Annotated in this window: 16 protein-coding genes; 8 read left to right on the top strand and 8 right to left on the bottom strand. The window is 44.6% G+C overall.

The annotated features are described in order from the left end of the window. The first annotated feature begins 106 nt into the window (after window positions 1-106). From wecB to H513_RS0108775, 5 genes are read left to right on the top strand one after another with little or no spacing between them, the layout of a single operon-like run. Window positions 107-1,195, top strand: a complete 1,089-nt coding sequence (gene wecB, locus H513_RS0108795) for a non-hydrolyzing UDP-N-acetylglucosamine 2-epimerase (protein ID WP_026800416.1) — start codon at window positions 107-109, stop codon at window positions 1,193-1,195. Further along, window positions 1,188-2,174 carry a polysaccharide biosynthesis protein gene (locus H513_RS0108790; protein WP_026800415.1) on the top strand — a complete coding sequence of 329 codons (987 nt, stop codon included), beginning with the start codon at window positions 1,188-1,190 and terminating at the stop codon, window positions 2,172-2,174. The genes wecB and H513_RS0108790 overlap by 8 nt, the downstream gene beginning before the upstream one ends. Further along, entirely contained in the window at window positions 2,175-3,017 is an 843-nt protein-coding gene (locus H513_RS0108785) for an SDR family oxidoreductase (protein ID WP_026800414.1), read from the top strand. It abuts the gene before it with no gap. Next, complete coding sequence (locus tag H513_RS0108780) at window positions 3,001-3,906, top strand: GDP-mannose 4,6-dehydratase (protein WP_026800413.1); 906 nt, start codon at window positions 3,001-3,003, stop codon at window positions 3,904-3,906. The genes H513_RS0108785 and H513_RS0108780 overlap by 17 nt, the downstream gene beginning before the upstream one ends. Further along, a complete protein-coding gene (locus tag H513_RS0108775; protein WP_026800412.1) occupies window positions 3,899-4,621 on the top strand; it encodes a glycosyltransferase in 723 nt (240 codons plus the stop codon). Before H513_RS0108780 ends, H513_RS0108775 begins: the two co-directional genes overlap by 8 nt. 26 nt (window positions 4,622-4,647) lie before the next feature. Here the strand turns inward: H513_RS0108775 and H513_RS0108770 are convergent, their stop codons facing one another. Continuing rightward, entirely contained in the window at window positions 4,648-5,712 is a 1,065-nt protein-coding gene (locus tag H513_RS0108770; RefSeq protein WP_026800411.1) for a glycosyltransferase family 4 protein, read from the bottom strand. Beyond that, window positions 5,709-6,650: an NAD-dependent epimerase/dehydratase family protein gene (locus H513_RS0108765; RefSeq protein ID WP_051239816.1), complete on the bottom strand. Its 942-nt coding sequence runs from the start codon at window positions 6,648-6,650 to the stop codon at window positions 5,709-5,711. Before H513_RS0108765 ends, H513_RS0108770 begins: the two co-directional genes overlap by 4 nt. Before the next feature lie 145 nt (window positions 6,651-6,795). Between H513_RS0108765 and H513_RS0108760 the strand changes: the two genes are divergently transcribed. From H513_RS0108760 to H513_RS0108750, 3 genes are all read left to right on the top strand, one after another. Then, window positions 6,796-7,758, top strand: a complete 963-nt coding sequence (locus tag H513_RS0108760) for a hypothetical protein (protein ID WP_026800409.1) — start codon at window positions 6,796-6,798, stop codon at window positions 7,756-7,758. Between the two features lie 13 nt (window positions 7,759-7,771). Beyond that, window positions 7,772-8,488 (top strand): DUF707 domain-containing protein, encoded by a 717-nt coding sequence (locus H513_RS19875; RefSeq protein ID WP_051239814.1) that lies wholly within the window; start codon window positions 7,772-7,774, stop codon window positions 8,486-8,488. A 150-nt stretch (window positions 8,489-8,638) separates the two neighbouring features. Then, complete coding sequence (locus H513_RS0108750; protein ID WP_026800408.1) at window positions 8,639-9,406, top strand: glycosyltransferase; 768 nt, start codon at window positions 8,639-8,641, stop codon at window positions 9,404-9,406. Window positions 9,407-9,452: 46 nt separating this feature from the next. Here H513_RS0108750 and H513_RS0108745 read toward each other — a convergent pair whose 3' ends face one another. The 6 genes from H513_RS0108745 to leuB form a co-directional block, all read right to left on the bottom strand. Further along, the gene (locus H513_RS0108745; protein ID WP_026800407.1) at window positions 9,453-10,334 is read right to left on the bottom strand and encodes a glycosyltransferase family 2 protein; all 882 of its coding nucleotides are present in this window, start codon (window positions 10,332-10,334) and stop codon (window positions 9,453-9,455) included. A gap of 657 nt (window positions 10,335-10,991) precedes the next feature. Next, window positions 10,992-11,129, bottom strand: coding sequence for a hypothetical protein (locus H513_RS21565; protein ID WP_154655214.1), 138 nt, complete (start codon window positions 11,127-11,129; stop codon window positions 10,992-10,994). 362 nt (window positions 11,130-11,491) lie between these two features. Then, on the bottom strand, window positions 11,492-12,448 hold the full coding sequence (gene ilvA / locus H513_RS0108730) for a threonine ammonia-lyase (protein WP_026800405.1): 957 nt from the start codon (window positions 12,446-12,448) through the stop codon (window positions 11,492-11,494). A gap of 43 nt (window positions 12,449-12,491) precedes the next feature. Beyond that, the gene (leuD, locus tag H513_RS0108725; protein ID WP_026800404.1) at window positions 12,492-13,088 is read right to left on the bottom strand and encodes a 3-isopropylmalate dehydratase small subunit; all 597 of its coding nucleotides are present in this window, start codon (window positions 13,086-13,088) and stop codon (window positions 12,492-12,494) included. 13 nt (window positions 13,089-13,101) lie between these two features. Continuing rightward, complete coding sequence (gene leuC / locus H513_RS0108720; RefSeq protein ID WP_036769675.1) at window positions 13,102-14,520, bottom strand: 3-isopropylmalate dehydratase large subunit; 1,419 nt, start codon at window positions 14,518-14,520, stop codon at window positions 13,102-13,104. Between the two features lie 11 nt (window positions 14,521-14,531). Continuing rightward, window positions 14,532-15,638 carry a 3-isopropylmalate dehydrogenase gene (leuB, locus tag H513_RS0108715; protein ID WP_026800402.1) on the bottom strand — a complete coding sequence of 369 codons (1,107 nt, stop codon included), beginning with the start codon at window positions 15,636-15,638 and terminating at the stop codon, window positions 14,532-14,534. Window positions 15,639-15,640: the final 2 nt, after the last annotated feature.

Below are 15,640 nucleotides of genomic sequence, written 5' to 3'. Positions count from 1 at the left end.
TTTTGCATAGGACAATTGAAGGGTTTGCCTAGTACCATAATTTCCTAATTGCATATTTTAACTATATGAGTGACTGAATTTAATGATAGATGAAGGAGGGGTCCAGGTGAAGGTGATGACCGTATTGGGAACACGTCCAGAAATCATACGGCTCAGTCTAATCATCAACAAATTAGACCAGCTAGCGGATGAACATATTCTTGTCCATACGGGGCAGAATTTCACCCGCACATTGAGCGATGTGTTCTTTGAACAGCTGGGGGTCCGGAAGCCTGATTATATACTCTTTCAGGAGCGTTTGAGTCTTGGAAGCCAACTCGCCCGCATGTACGAGAAGCTCGAGGAGATTATGGAAGCTGAAGAGCCAGACCGAGTTCTCGTTTTAGGCGACACAAATAGTGGACTAAGTGCCATCTTGGCAGAACGGATGGGGATTCCAGTTGTCCATATGGAGGCTGGTAATCGTTGCTTTGATTTAGAAGTACCAGAAGAGAAGAACCGTCGAGTAATTGACGCAGTTTCTACATTGAATCTTCCGTATACGCCAGGGAGTCGAGAGAATTTGCTTAGAGAAGGAGTCCCGACTGATCGTATTTATATATCTGGTAATCCAATTTATGAGGTACTCTCCCATTACCAGAAGGAAATTGATCGGGACGCCATTTTAGACACGTTAAAGCTTAAACAGGGCGACTATTTCCTTGTGACGATTCATCGAGCGGAGAATGTAGATTACGAAGATCGCCTTCATGAAATTGTCAGAGGGTTAAATCTTGTCGCCGATACGCATCAGAAGCGATTGATTACAAGCCTTCATCCGAGGACTAAATCAAAGCTTGAGAGCAGTCCGTTAACCTTACATCCTCTTGTAGAATTACATGAGCCATTTGGTTTCTTCTCATTTGTAAAGCTCGAGAAGCACGCTGCTTGTGTCCTAACAGATAGCGGTACGGTGCAGGAGGAATGTTGTTTATTCCATGTCCCAACCGTCACGGTAAGAAAAACGACAGAACGACCTGAGACGATTCAATGTGGAAGCAATATGCTCACGGGCATTGATGCAGCCAATATGCTTACATGCGTAGACGTGATGATGAACCAACCGAGAAACTGGGCGTTCCCAGATGGCTACGCTGACGAACAAGTTTCTCAAAAAGTACTAAAACTATTGCTTGGAGGAATGAAACGTGTTTAAAGGCCAAACCATTTTGATTACAGGAGGCACCGGTTCTTGGGGGTACGAACTTGTTCGTCAGCTCCTCATGCAGTCTCCAAAAGAGATTCGCATTTTCTCAAGAAATGAATCCTACCAATTCACGATGAAAGAAAACTTCGATAACCACCCCTCACTTACCTTTCTAATTGGGGATATCAAAGAAAAGGAAACACTTGTTGAGGCCTCACAAGGGGTAGACTTTATCTTCCATTTGGCTGCACTGAAGCATGTGCCAGTATGTGAACATCAACCTCTTGAAGCGCTTAAGACGAATGTGATGGGTACGCAGAATGTCATTGATGCTGCAATCGAGAACAATGTTCGTAAAGTGGTGTATATCTCAACAGATAAAGCAGCGAACCCTTCTAATTTCTATGGATTAACGAAAGCGATGGGAGAGCGCCTCATCATTCACGCGAATACCCTGACAGATAAGACTCAATTCGTAACGATACGAGGAGGGAATGTACTCGGAACAGCTGGAAGTGTCATCCATGTGTTTAAGCGTCAAATTGAACACAGTGGAAAGGTATGTATTACCGATATGGAGATGACGCGATTCTTCCTTGTCATCGAGGACGCAATTAAACTCGTATTTAAAGCGACAACAGAGAGTGTAGGTGGGGAGATCTTCGTGATGAAGATGCACTCATGTAGGATTATGGATATTGCACAAGTGCTGATTGATGACTCTGGTAAGGAAGATGTTAAAGTTGAGGTATTAGGCATCCGACCAGGAGAGAAGATTCATGAATACTTGCTCTCTGAGTTTGAGGCTACCAATACGATTCAATACGATGATGAGTATTATATTATTCTCCCTCACGTTCACATCAATAATGTCGGCCAATCCTACAAAGACTACAAACCTGCCAATATTGAGAACTACATTTCTAATAAGAACTTAATCTCTCAAGATGAAGTCCGTGAACTACTTGAGCGCGGAGGGTTTCTATAAATGAAGCTTCTCATTCTTGGTGGTAATGGAATGGCAGGTCATATGCTGGTCGACTATTTCTCCAAGAACCCAAAATATGAGGTCATATCGACTTCACGAGACAAAGGTAGTGGAACGGATCTCTTCTTGGATGTGACCAGAAAGGACGACGTTAGACGCGTCGTGGAACAAGTTCGTCCTAATGTAGTAATTAACTGTGTCGGCATATTAAATGAACACGCTGCCAAAGAACCATGGCTCGCTTATCACGTGAATAGTGTCCTGCCACATCAACTTGAAACGCTTATGGACAAAATGGATGGGAGAGTCATCCACCTTAGTACAGATTGTGTATTTAAAGGGGACAGAGGTCAGTACGTGGAAGCCGATGACCCGGATGGAGATAGTACCTATGCACACTCTAAGAAACTTGGAGAAATCGTTCATCCACCTCATCTAACTGTTCGAACGTCTATCATTGGCCCTGAACTAAAATCGGATGGAATTGGTTTATTCTTATGGTTTATGAATCAGACAGGAACCATCCACGGTTATAAGAACGTATGGTGGAATGGAGTCACCACTTTAGAGTTAGCGAAAGCGATTGAAGGTATGATTGAAAAGAATGTAGCCGGACTTTATCATTTAGCAGCCCCAACAAGGATTAACAAACATGATTTGCTAAAGCTGATTCAGAAGGTATACAGGAAACATGATGTGACCATTGAGTCGAACACGACGAATGTCCTCGACCGAACGATTGTCAATTCAAGAACAGATTTTGTTCATCCTGTCCCAGACTATGAAACAATGATTCGCCAACTAAAAGAGTGGGAAGACCAGCCACGTGGTCCTTCCTCGTAAATTACTCATTACTGGAGCAAGCGGGTTTACTGGGAGACACGCCTGTTCCCTTTTTTGTCAGAAAGGGTATGAAGTGTACGGGATGATTAGAAGGGATGAGAAACTGCCTGAAGGTGTTCAACCAGTTGTGTGTGATGTTACCAATGCTGAAGAGGTGGAGCAGGTCATCGAAGCGATTGTCCCAGACTTACTTCTTCATCTTGCAGGGCAAAATGATGTCAAGCAATCTTGGCAGCAGCCGTTCCGTACGTTTCAAAGTAACAGCGTATCGACGTTATATCTTCTTGAAGCGGTTCGTAACATTAACCCTGCATGTAAGACTTTAATTGTAGGCTCGATGTTAGATGCGAAATCGCTTGTGCCCAATCACCCCTATGGTGTGAGTAAGCATGTGCAGGTAGAGATTGCACGAGCATATGGTCAGATGTTCCATCTCCCTATTATCATTGCAAAGCCATCCAATTTAGTTGGACCCAATCAACGAAAAGGCGTTTGTGGGTGGATTGCGAATGAACTCTCACAAGCTGAAAGCGATAAGAGGGAAGTGCATCTCACGTTATCATCGCCACTTGCGAACCGAGATTTCATTGACGTCCGTGATGCCGTGAACGCCTACGCCATGTTGTTCCAAAAGGGATTACCGAATGGGACATATGAAGTTGGGTCAGGCAAGGAGACGTCGCTTCAACAAGTTGCAGAGGAATTCAAGCGTATAAGCCACGTCCCGATGACCTTTACATGGGAAAGTGAAGTAGTTGACGTACAAGGAATTGCGGACCCAACTGCGCTAAAGCAGCTAGGTTGGATTCCGACGCGTACCATTGCCACTTCCATTGAAGAGATGGTAGAGGCATTAAGAGGAAAGAGAGGAGCTTCATCTCATGGATAAAGTTTCAATTATCATTCCATTTTACAACGATCCTTACGTTGATATCGCGATACAAAGTGCCCTAGATCAAACTTATCCAAATTGTGAAGTCATTGTCATCAATGACGGTTCTACAAAGCATGCGGATAAGGTAAAGAGATTTCTAGATAGAATTAAATATATTGAGAAAGGGAACGGCGGAACGGCCACTGCACTGAATATGGGGATAAAGGTCTCAACGGGGAATTATATCTCCTGGCTTAGTTCGGATGATAAATTTCATCCACAGAAGATTGAGAAACAGCTGACATTTATGAAAGAACGTAATGCCAAGGCGATGTATGGACCTGTCTATTTCATGGACGGGGAAGGGAACGTTAGCGCTGGCATCCGAGGCCGAGTCTTTGGATCTAAGCACGAATTCTATAGGCAAATGAAACAAGGGTGCCCCATTAATGGATGTTCCGTGCTAATTGCTAAAGAAGTGTTTGATACATTAGGAGTATTTAAGCCAGAGTTTCGGTTTGCACATGATTACGAGATGTGGATGCGGGTGATAACAAGGTATGACTTTAAGTATTTAGGTGTCCCATTAGTCTATTATCGTGTGCATCAAGAGATGGGGACAAATAAACACCGTGCTGCCATCGTTTCAGAATCGGAGCGTATAAGAAAGCGGTACCGCCCCATACTCGATTACAAGATCAAAACGACACCGCTAAACGCACGCATGTAAAAAAAGAGCCCGTTAGAGGGCTCTTTTCATTTTGTTGAAATCAGCTGAAGCATATAAGTGAAATTTGAGTTATATCGTTCGAGACTGAAATTGGTTTGGACGTGGGTCACGCCTTGCGTTCTGATTTTCGAGCGCAATGATTGGTCTCTCATGAGTGCCATGGCTTCTTTTACTCCGTGTTGAATATCACCAATTCGATAATATTTCCCTGTTTCATTGTGGATGATGGATGACCGTACTCCGTCATTATCGGTCGTTAATACAGGACATTTAGCGCACAAGGCTTCAAGAGGCGCATAAGGCGCCCCTTCCACTTTCGATGTCATACATAAGAAGCCACCAGAATCGCCAATCTTAGAGAAATACGTTCGCATGTCGTCGTTTGGAACGTTCTGTAAGACTTTCACGTGATTCTGTAAGCCTAGTGTTTTCTTTAACGCTTCGAAGGCGTTTCGTTCCTCTTTCGTAGATAAGGTAGGGTCTTCAAACATATAAAGCTCTGTGCTAGGCGCTCGCTTGACAATTTGTTCTCCTATGCGTAAGAACTCCCGCCAGTTCTTGTTATCCTCAAGCCTGCCAATCCAGGCTACGATGGGATTTGGATGCTTCGGTGTAGGTACGTACGAATAGCGGGAGTAGTTGATTGCATTGTTGAAATTGAATTTAGGGACGGTTGGGTACAATTCGTTATAGAGCGATTGAATGTGAGGCGTTCTAGGATTCAGTAGACCATCTGCATGTGCTGTGATGATAGGTTTAGCTCGTTCTAATATAGAGCGGGCGTTGTCCTTAGGTCCAAATCCTTGAACTTCAAGAATCATCTTCCCTTTAAATCCTAAATTACGAAATCTCTGCAGGGCGCTATAGTCTGAGATTACAACCATCACATCATAGTGCTTCTTGCTTAATAGATTACGAATGATAGCATCATCGTTCGTAATATGAACAGGTGCTCCATGGTCATTTACAAGCTTTCGTTGCTTCCGGTAGTACAGGAATTCACAGGTATGGCCCTTAAGAGCTTGTTGGCGCATGCGATTGTGCGTCTCGACACCACCGCTTGGTACGTAATAAACGAATAAGATTTTCATGATGTACCTCCTGTTGGGAACTGCCTGTAATAGCGGTACGTTTCCTGTAAGCCGTCGTCTAACGATGTCTTTGGTGTCCATCTGAGAACGGATTGCGTGAGCTTATTACAGAGTGTGCTATGTTTCACATCTCCATTTCGTTCTTGTTCATACACAGGTTGTTGGTGTGAACCTGCTAAATCCGCCATCTTCTTATATAAGTCGTTGACTGTAATTGGATTCGAGGAAGAGATGTTAAGAGTTTCTTGATTTCCTTTCGTTAATGCTGCAAGATTCGCTTCTGCTAGATCCTTTACAAAGACAAAGTCTCGTGTCTGCTCTCCGTCCCCGTAAATTTTCACGGGTAGTTTCTGGGATAGGTGACTTGCAAAGATGGAGACGACCCCTCCTTCTGAAGCCACAGATTGGCGAGGACCGTATACATTGCCATATCGGAGAATCGTAAATTCCGTTCCGTGTCTTTCATTTGCAAAGGTTAGATACTGTTCGGCTAATCGTTTGGACATTCCGTAATAAGAGACTGGAGTTGCCGGGTGAGTGGGAGGTATAGGTAGTTCTTTAGGAGGTCCGTACACGGCAGCGGTTGAACTGAACACAACTTTCCTAATGGAATGTTGTGCTGCTAAATCTATGACACGAAGCGTCCCAAGCACATTCTGTTGTGCGTCATAAATGGGGTCTTTCAACGAGGAAGATACGCTTGCTTGTGCAGCTAGATGGATAATGACCTCGGGATTTACGGATTGTATAAGCTTATCAAAGCAAGGAGATAAGAGGTCACAAGAATAAAATCGAATATGCTCAAGCACAGGAGTAATATAGTCAAGCGAACCGGTCTTTAGATTGTCTACAACTGACACATCATGCCCTTTGGCCAACGCTTTCTCAACTGTATGAGAACCAATAAATCCGCTTCCGCCCGTTATAAGTAGTTTCATAATCTGCCGCCTCACTTTCTGCTTTCGTCCGTCACTCTTACTATATGTTTTCTCGCATGTATTGTTCCTTTCACCCAATCAGCCCTTGGTGTGCACTCATATAATAAAAGGATTCTAGATTAATCGTGTAGGAGGCTTAATACCTATGTCGGAATGGTATGTAGTAGGAGCTCAACAGAAAAACGGCGTCTTAAAAGATTGGCAGCAATATAAAAAAGGCGTGATTGTCAAAGTGAATTCTCAGAACGGAAAGGTTACGCCCTGTGTGGAATACACATCACCTAGAAGGGTCGTAGCTGAGGAGAAGCCGTCTTATTCCTTTACGGCAGCTACGGTCGAGGGCGGGCATATGTATGTGCCGACTACGACAGAAGTGCTTGTCTATGAACTCCCTTCTTTTAACAGGGTACATTACGTTTCACTCCCTCGGTTTAATGATGTCCACCACGTACGTCCCCTTCGGAATGGGAACTTACTTGTTGTGAATACAGGACTTGAAATGGTCGTTGAAATGAACAAGATTGGTCAGGTCGTACGGGAGTGGAATGTGTTAGGAGTAGATCCTTGGAAATGGTTTGACCCGAACGTAGATTATCGTAAAGTCCCATCCACGAAGCCTCACGTCTCTCACCCAAATTATGGCGTCGAAATGAACGGAGAAATTTGGGTAACCCGCTGTCTTCAGCACGACTTGGCATGTGTAGACGACCCAACGAAAACAATCCCCGTCGGCACCACGTACATTCACGATGGAATCCATTACGGAGACCATCTTTATTTCACGCAGACTGATGGGAAAGTCATCACCATTCGGAAGTCTGGGATGAATGAACGACAAGTCTATGACCTAAATGAATTTGAAGGACATCAGCGTGAGTTAGGGTGGTGCAGAGGCATCGAAGTCATCAATCCTCAAGAGATTATTGTTGCGTTTACACGGATTCGACCAAAGAAAATTAAGCAGAATGGTGTATGGGTATGGGATGGCGATTATGGAAAGGAACCAACTAGAATTGCATGCTACCACTTAGGGGAGCGGAAGTTAAAGTGGGAAATGCCCCTTGAAACCTATGGACTAAATGCCATATATTCCGTTCACCGTGTATAGGGAGGAGAACACTATGCCAAATCGTTATCTCGTCATATCGAGTGTAGGAGACCAATCCTTGCACAAGAATTGGGTCTCCCCAAGAATCACCAAACAGTTCGACTTGGCGCTTGTTTATTACGGCAATACGCCAAATCGCTATAAGAATGAGTGTGATTATTACTGGGAACGACAAGGTACGAAATTTCAGAATACCTATTATGCGCTAAAACAACTTGGCCCAAAGCTAAGTGATTATGAAGCGGTCTGGATTCCTGATGATGATATTCATATGGATAGCGGGTCAATTACCACATATTTCTCTTTGATTGAGAAATATGACCTCTGGCTCTCCCAGCCATCCCTTACCCGTGATTCTTATATTGGTGGTTGGAAGATTACGGCGAATCAACCCGCACACGTGCTACGTTATACAAATTTTGCTGAGATTATGGCACCAGCCTTTAACCGAACGGGTCTTAACACATGCTTAGAGACGTTTAAGGAAAGCTTCTCGGGGTTTGGCCTTGACTTTACATGGCCAAGGATAATGGGCGTACCTAAAGATAGAATTGCCATTGTAGACGCTGTTATGATGAAGCACACCCGCCCTTCTAAAACCGGTGATTTATATAAACTCTTTTCCCGTCCGCCGATTGAAGAGGGAAGGGAAGTGTGCCGCAGATATGGGATTGAATGGGATGATTGCTTAGTTGCAGAAACCTTCGGAGCCGTTATGAAGAGAACATAAGAGATGATCGTGGGAGTTTATTTGAGGTAGGTTCCAAATAGATGTTCTTGAATAGGATAGAGAAGGAATCAGGTGCTGACTGCTTGTGTATGAACGAGCGGTCGTACCTGAACTGTCGTGAAGTAACCTAGCATCTGATGGAGGTGTCTTATGAAGAAGAATACAATAGGAATCATCATTTCGACCACGGCTACAAGGGAGAAGGTCTTGGAATTTACAGTAGCTTCCTTGTGTAAGGATACGAAGCGGCCGTTTACCTTATACATTTACAATGATTTAGCTGCTCCTTTGTATAAGAGAATTCGTAACATCATTGACCGCAACCGTCGTCCAGATATCGAACTAGTCGTTCTAAATGACTCCAACGAACATTCAAAGGTCCATCTTGGTTGTGGAGGCGGTCGACATATCTTGTTCGAGCGGGCGAAATCAAAGCACCCTATCGTTATCTCCCTTGATGATGATATGCAGTTAAAGAAGGGGTGGGTCGAGGCTGTTATAACAGCGATGGGGCAATTTCCGAACTATCATGTGTATACTGGGATTGTTCGAAATCGTAATCGTGACATTGAAATAGCAGGTACAAACTTTTCTGTTCGAAATGGGTACTTATATCGAACGGAAAATCAGGTCATTACGAACAAATATATGTTCACGGACTGGGGACCAATTGGATGCATTGCCCTCCGAGGAAAGGCACTCTTGCCGCAGGCTCAAATTCCTCCAACCTTTACACGAGATGATGCGATTTTCTTTATGAATTTGAAGAAGTTGAACGCGAACCAAACCGTAGTTGTTCGAGATGCCGAGGCAATTCATAAACCAATTCCTGTACCTGCCACCAATCTAAGAAGTGATCAGCATATGAAAGAGGCTGACCAATACTTGAAAGCTCATCATGGCTTGAATTTCCCATAAGAAAAGACGTAGCCTTTAAGGTTACGTCTTTTCATGTTCAGATTGATTAGAAGGGAATGCTAAATTTAGAGAAGAACCAAGAATCGTTGTGTTTTCGTAACGCTTCATACTGTTGACGCTGTTCAAGCGCGCCATGATTTATTACATCCTGTTTCACCTGAGTTGGATCGCTATGCTTTAGTAGCTTCAAACACCTCTTGATCCGGAGTACGTTAAAGTGAGAATAGGCCATGCGAATTAAATTGTAATCGACGTGCGTTTGGGATATGGCGTAGGGCTGCTTCTTGCGGAAGACATGTAAGATCGTAACCGACGGTTCACAGCTACATCGATAGCCGAATAGCCAGAGTTTGATTGAGATTTCGACGTCTTCATGACCCCACCGTCGAAACCCACGCTCAAACCCACCGATCGCATGGAAGACATCTGCTGCCATCATGAGACACCCACCTGGTAATATAGGCGTCTCAAACAGTGAGGGTTGCTCTTTGTTCCAAAGGACACTTAAATCAGGCTTCAAAGACATGCCATAGCCGATGGATTTAGCATTAGATGTCGAGGCAATCGCTGGGCAAATGGCATCTGTTTTCTTCAGTAAGATTGGACGCAGGAGTCGGTCGAGCCACCAATCTTCGAAAGAGACATGGGCATCACAGAACACATAATAGGAACCTTTCGCATGTTCGGCACCTACATTTCTAGCATTCGCAGCTCCAACTCCATCGGTCCTCACGCATGTAACAGCTGAATATGGAGAAGCAGGATCGGTAAGAAATTCGCAGCAACGGTCAGAAGATGCATCATCTACGACAATGGCTTCGAACGTAACGTGCGTTTTAACCTCATACAACGATTGTAACGTCTTTCTTACATTCTCTCCTTCATTCTTTGCAGGGAAAATGATTGAAACGGTTGGTGTTGACGTCATGGAATCACGCTCCGATCTCATTGGTCATATGTATTACTGTATGAAACATCCTGACGTCAAATGAATAGAAAAAGAAGACTAGCAGTAGTCTCCTCAGCTTGTAGAGAAACCCCGTGCTTTTCTGCAGGCTTGTTTTGTGTGGATCGTGCGCGCGAATCCCACTCGCTTTCCGCGCACGAACGCCCGAGCCTCCTCGTAAAACCCACACTGCGGTGTCTCGTATCGCCCGTTTTTCCATGGCTTTTTCCGCAATAAGCCCCATTGTCTTCGGATTAGTAAGGATGAACGTTTTCAGGAATGAAAGAAATGTCTATGTAGTGGTTTACTTTACAAAGGAGATGGTCTTTTGGGACTAGCTCTTCAATGGTGACCATTTCTATTTCATTTTGGCGTTTAGAATTGGATTGAAACATCAAATCACAATTCATTTATAAGTTATAACGAATCAACGCGGTGAACTATAAGAATCAGAGAAATATAGAAAGGCTGCCGAGACTTTCTCGACAGCCTGAGCAGACTACTGCGAGTATGCTTTTTTCACTCATTTATAGTTGAAGCAAGAATGGAATCCTGCTCTTCACATTGCAGTCGCTTCGTCATGTCTCGCGTCTCTATTTATTGACATAACCAGCAATGGTCAATTTAATCCCATAAGGGCTATTTGGTTAATTTATAAATCATTTTTTGAATAAGTTCTTTAGGTGTAATCTGTGCATTTCGTTCGCTTTCTTCAAAGGAATACTTTAGCACATCTAATAATTTTTTTGAGTTAAGCTCGCCATCCTTTTTTGCCATAGACAATCACCTGTTACCTTTTTTTATTACGATATGCGTACCGATCCACGGAGGGCAACAAGATGAAGGAAATTAGACGGTTGCCTACTCCAAAAAAGGAGTGAAGTTTAGTGAACGATGCTTCACTCAACAGAAAAGAAAGAAAGGATAGAAAGAGAGCCACGTTTGGACGATACGAAAGGGGGAATGCCAGATTCGGCTCTCTTTCCGATTAAAAGGATGTGTGGTCCTTTGTTTTTACTATATGGGGAGAAGGGGGATTTGGTATGGACGAGAGTGGAGGGCGAGTGTGTTTTTTTTTTCTTGAGGGTCTTGTAACGTAAAATCCCCCTTCAGCTTAGTGAGGCTGAAGGGGGGATAGCTTAAGCTAGTATTCTCTTTTGGATGGGCGTCTGTGCAAGTTGCTGGATCATTGGAATCTTCGAAACATCCATGTTCCCTCCACTAATGACAATCCCGCAACGCTTAGAGCGACCGGATAAGCGATGGGAGAGGAGAGGCGCCAGTGCAGCCGCTCCAGAAGCCTCTACGAGCGATTTATGTCGCTCTAATAAATAAATCATGGCGCTCGCTATCTCTTCATCTGATACCGTCATAATCTCATCGACAAAGTGGCGAATATGTTGGGAAGTTAGTTCCCCTGGTTGCTTCACAGCAATGCCGTCAGCAATCGTAGAAACATGCTGTAAGGAAGGAGCTCCTTTCTGATAGAAGCGGTTATACATGGCGGATGCACCTGTAGCTTGAACTCCAATGATTCGAATGGAAGGCTTCAAGCTTTTGGCAGCTACGGCCATCCCGCTAATTAGACCACCTCCGCCAATCGGAACGATTAACGTATCAAGGTTAGGTTGTTGAGAGAGCATCTCCAACGCAATGGTCCCTTGACCGGCGATAACGTCTCCATCATCAAAGGGATGGAGGAACGGACTCCGTGCTTGAATTTGTTCCTCTAATGCTGCTTGATACGCTTCTTGAAACGATTCCCCAGTTAAGATTACCTTTGCTCCATAGCCCTCAGTTGCTTGAACCTTGGCTCTAGGAGTGTGCTCTGGCATAAAGATTTTCGCATCTATTCCTCTCTTAGTGGCGGCAAGGGCAACTCCTTGTGCATGATTTCCTGCTGATGCGGCAATAACCCCTCTTCTGGCCTCATCTTTCGTTAATTTCGAAATTTTGTAGGTCGCACCTCTTACTTTAAATGCGCCTGTCTTCTGCTGGTTCTCTTGTTTTAAATAGACTTCTTTACCTGTTAGTTTGTTAATCGTTTCTGATGTGGTAAGAGGGGTGCGATGAACCACCCCGTTTAAATGATTCATCGCTTCTGTGATTTGTGTTCCAGTTACGCAATTCCCAATGGATTCACACTCCTAATTTGTTTGTTTTCGTTTCATAGTGATGAATTTCATCTGCTAGCGTTAACGTAACAGCAATTTCATCCCATCCGTTTAATAGCATTTCTTTGTAATACAAAGAGAGCTGGAAGGATGCTTGAAATCCTTCTGAATCTGTCACTTCTTGGTTCGGCAGATCAATATGAATGCGATACGCTTCTTCTTCACCTTTCTTTAATAGGTGCTCACATTCTGATTCTTTAAGCTTGATGGGAAGGATTCCGTTCTTGAAACAGTTGTTGTAGAAAATGTCGGCAAAGCTAGGGGCGATAATGACTTTGAACCCATAATCAAGCAATGCCCAAGGAGCGTGCTCTCTTGAAGAACCGCACCCAAAATTCTCCCAAGCGACGAGAATCGAAGCATCGTCATACTTTGTATCATTTAATGTGAAATCATCTCTCAAGCGACCAGATTCGTCAAAGCGCCAGTTATAAAACAAGTATTTACCAAACCCTTGACGTTCAATCCGTTTCAGGAATTGTTTCGGGATAATCTGGTCTGTGTCTACGTTCGAGCGATTAAGTGGGTAGACGAGCCCAGTATGAGTCTGAATGGCCTCCATGTGAATCTTCCTCCTATGGTTGAAGTGTAGGGGTTACGGTGTGACGGACATCAACAAAGTGGCCTTCAATTGCAGCAGCGGCAGCCATCTCTGGACTGACAAGGTGTGTTCTTGCGCCATTTCCCTGACGCCCTTCGAAATTTCGATTTGATGTAGAAGCACATCGTTCACCTGGTGGGATGACATCATCGTTCATTGCCAAGCACATGCTACAGCCTGCTTCCCGCCATTGGAATCCTGCTTCCTTGAACACAAGGTCAAGACCTTCTGCTTCTGCGAGCAGCTTCACGCTCATCGATCCAGGAACGACAATTGCAGTGACGCTCGGGTGGACATGTCTGCCTTTCACGATACTTGCTGCTTTTCTCAAGTCACTTAACCTTGAGTTGGTACAAGACCCGATGAAGACATGGTCAATGGAAATAGAAGAGATTGGTTGACCTCCATGCAGTCCCATATACGTTAAGGCATGTTGCACTTCGTTCTTAGTAGCTTCTGTTTCTTGGTCTTCAGGGTGGGGGACATTCGCACTTACTGGTAGGCACATTCCGGGGTTCGTTCCCCATGTTACTTGCGGCTCTACTTCGTTTGCTTCAATGGTAACAGTAGCATCATACTTAGCCCCCTCATCGGTGGCTAGACTAAGCCACTGATCTTTCAACTGTTCGAACGCTTCACCCTCTGGGACGTGACGTTTGCCTTTCAAGTACTCGACTGTTGTATGATCTGGACTAATCAACCCTGCACGCGCTCCTGCTTCAATTGACATGTTGCAAACCGTCATGCGTTCTTCCATGGAGAGATTACGAATTGCATCTCCCGTGTATTCGATGACGTATCCTGTTCCAAAGCGGACGCCGTATTTGCCGATGATGGCAAGAATTAAGTCCTTCGCAGTTACACCTGTTCCTAGTCCCCCATTCACCTTTACGTTTAAAGTCTTTGGCTTAGCTTGCCAAAGGGTCTGTGTGGCGAGTACATGTTCAACTTCACTCGTTCCAATTCCGAATGCTAAGGCCCCGAACGCCCCATGAGTAGAAGTGTGACTGTCTCCACACACGATTGTCTTTCCAGGTTGCGTCAGCCCGAGCTCTGGGCCAATGACGTGAACAATCCCTTGATCCGGATGGTGAATATCGGCAAGCGGTATTCCAAACTCGGTACAATTTTCTTTCAGTGTATCCATCTGCTTCTTCGACACTTGGTCTCGTACGTTATAGCGGTCTTTTGTGGGCACATTATGATCCATCGTGGCGTACGTTCGTTCTGGGCGTCGTACCGTCCGCCCTTTCAAGCGAAGCCCTTCAAAGGCTTGTGGTGATGTGACCTCATGAACAAGGTGGAGGTCAATATATAAGAGGTCTGGCTTTTCTGTTTCTTCATGAACGACGTGTTTCTTCCAAATTTTCTCGACGATTGTTTCTGGTACCATCGTATTCCTCCTTACACGTAACAACTTTGAATACTTGTCATTGCATCTTGAGAAGTAAGTTGTTCGATAATGTGAGATGTCATTTCGGTTGTGTTCACAATAAATCCATTGCTAATTGAAAGGTCAGCAGTGTGATAGCCTTGTTCAATCACAACGCGAACGGCTTCTTCAACTGCCAACGCTTCTTCTTCTAATCCGAAAGAATGACGGAGCATTAGAGCGGAGGAGAGGATTGTCGCTAGTGGATTAGCTACCCCTTTACCAGCGATGTCTGGTGCAGAACCGTGAACGGGTTCATACAACCCTAAGCCGTCTTCTCGAAGGCTTGCCGATGGAAGCATACCAAGCGAGCCTGTTAGTACAGAGGCTTCATCTGATAGAATGTCGCCGAACATATTTTCCGTAACGATGACGTCGAAAGCAGTAGGATTAGTAATTAGCTTCATAGCAGCAGCATCCACGAGTTGGTGCTCGACCGTCACCTCAGGATATTCAGCAGCCTTTTTATCAACAATTTCCCGCCATAGTTTACTGGATTCAAGTACATTTGCTTTGTCTACAGAGGTAAGGTGGTTTCTTCTGAGCTTGGCACTTTGGAAAGCCTTGTCGACAATCCGTTCAATTTCATACCGTTCATAGCTTAAAGTGTCGACGACAGATCTTCCTCCGTCCCGTCGTTCACTTGGTGTCCCGAAGTAGAGGCCGCCGGTTAATTCTCGAACGATGAGTAGGTCACTGCCTTTTACGACTTCCTCCTTTAACGGAGATGCATGAAGCAATTCCGGGAATCCTTTAACGGGTCTAAGATTTGCAAATAGACCGAGTTGCTTCCTGATGCCAAGGAGTCCTTTTTCAGGGCGAAGGTGGGAAGGGTTTTGATCCCATTTGGGTCCACCGACTGCTCCTAATAGGACAGCGTCCGAACCTTTACATTCTGCGATGGTTTCTTCAGGGAGAGGAGTGTTGTGCCTGTCAATGGCTACCCCGCCAATATCGTAGGATGGAAACACGAATGAATGGCCAAATTGTTTGGCGACAGTCTGCAAGACTTGTTTCGCGGACTGGATGACTTCTTCCCCAATGCCGTCCCCTGGAAGGAGTGCAATTATCTTCTTCATAG

This window comes from Pontibacillus halophilus JSM 076056 = DSM 19796, from assembly GCF_000425205.1.
Lineage (GTDB): Bacteria > Bacillota > Bacilli > Bacillales > BH030062 > Pontibacillus_A > Pontibacillus_A halophilus.
The sequence above is the reverse complement of the archived record's forward strand: the minus strand, read 5'-3'. Positions and strand labels throughout refer to the sequence as shown.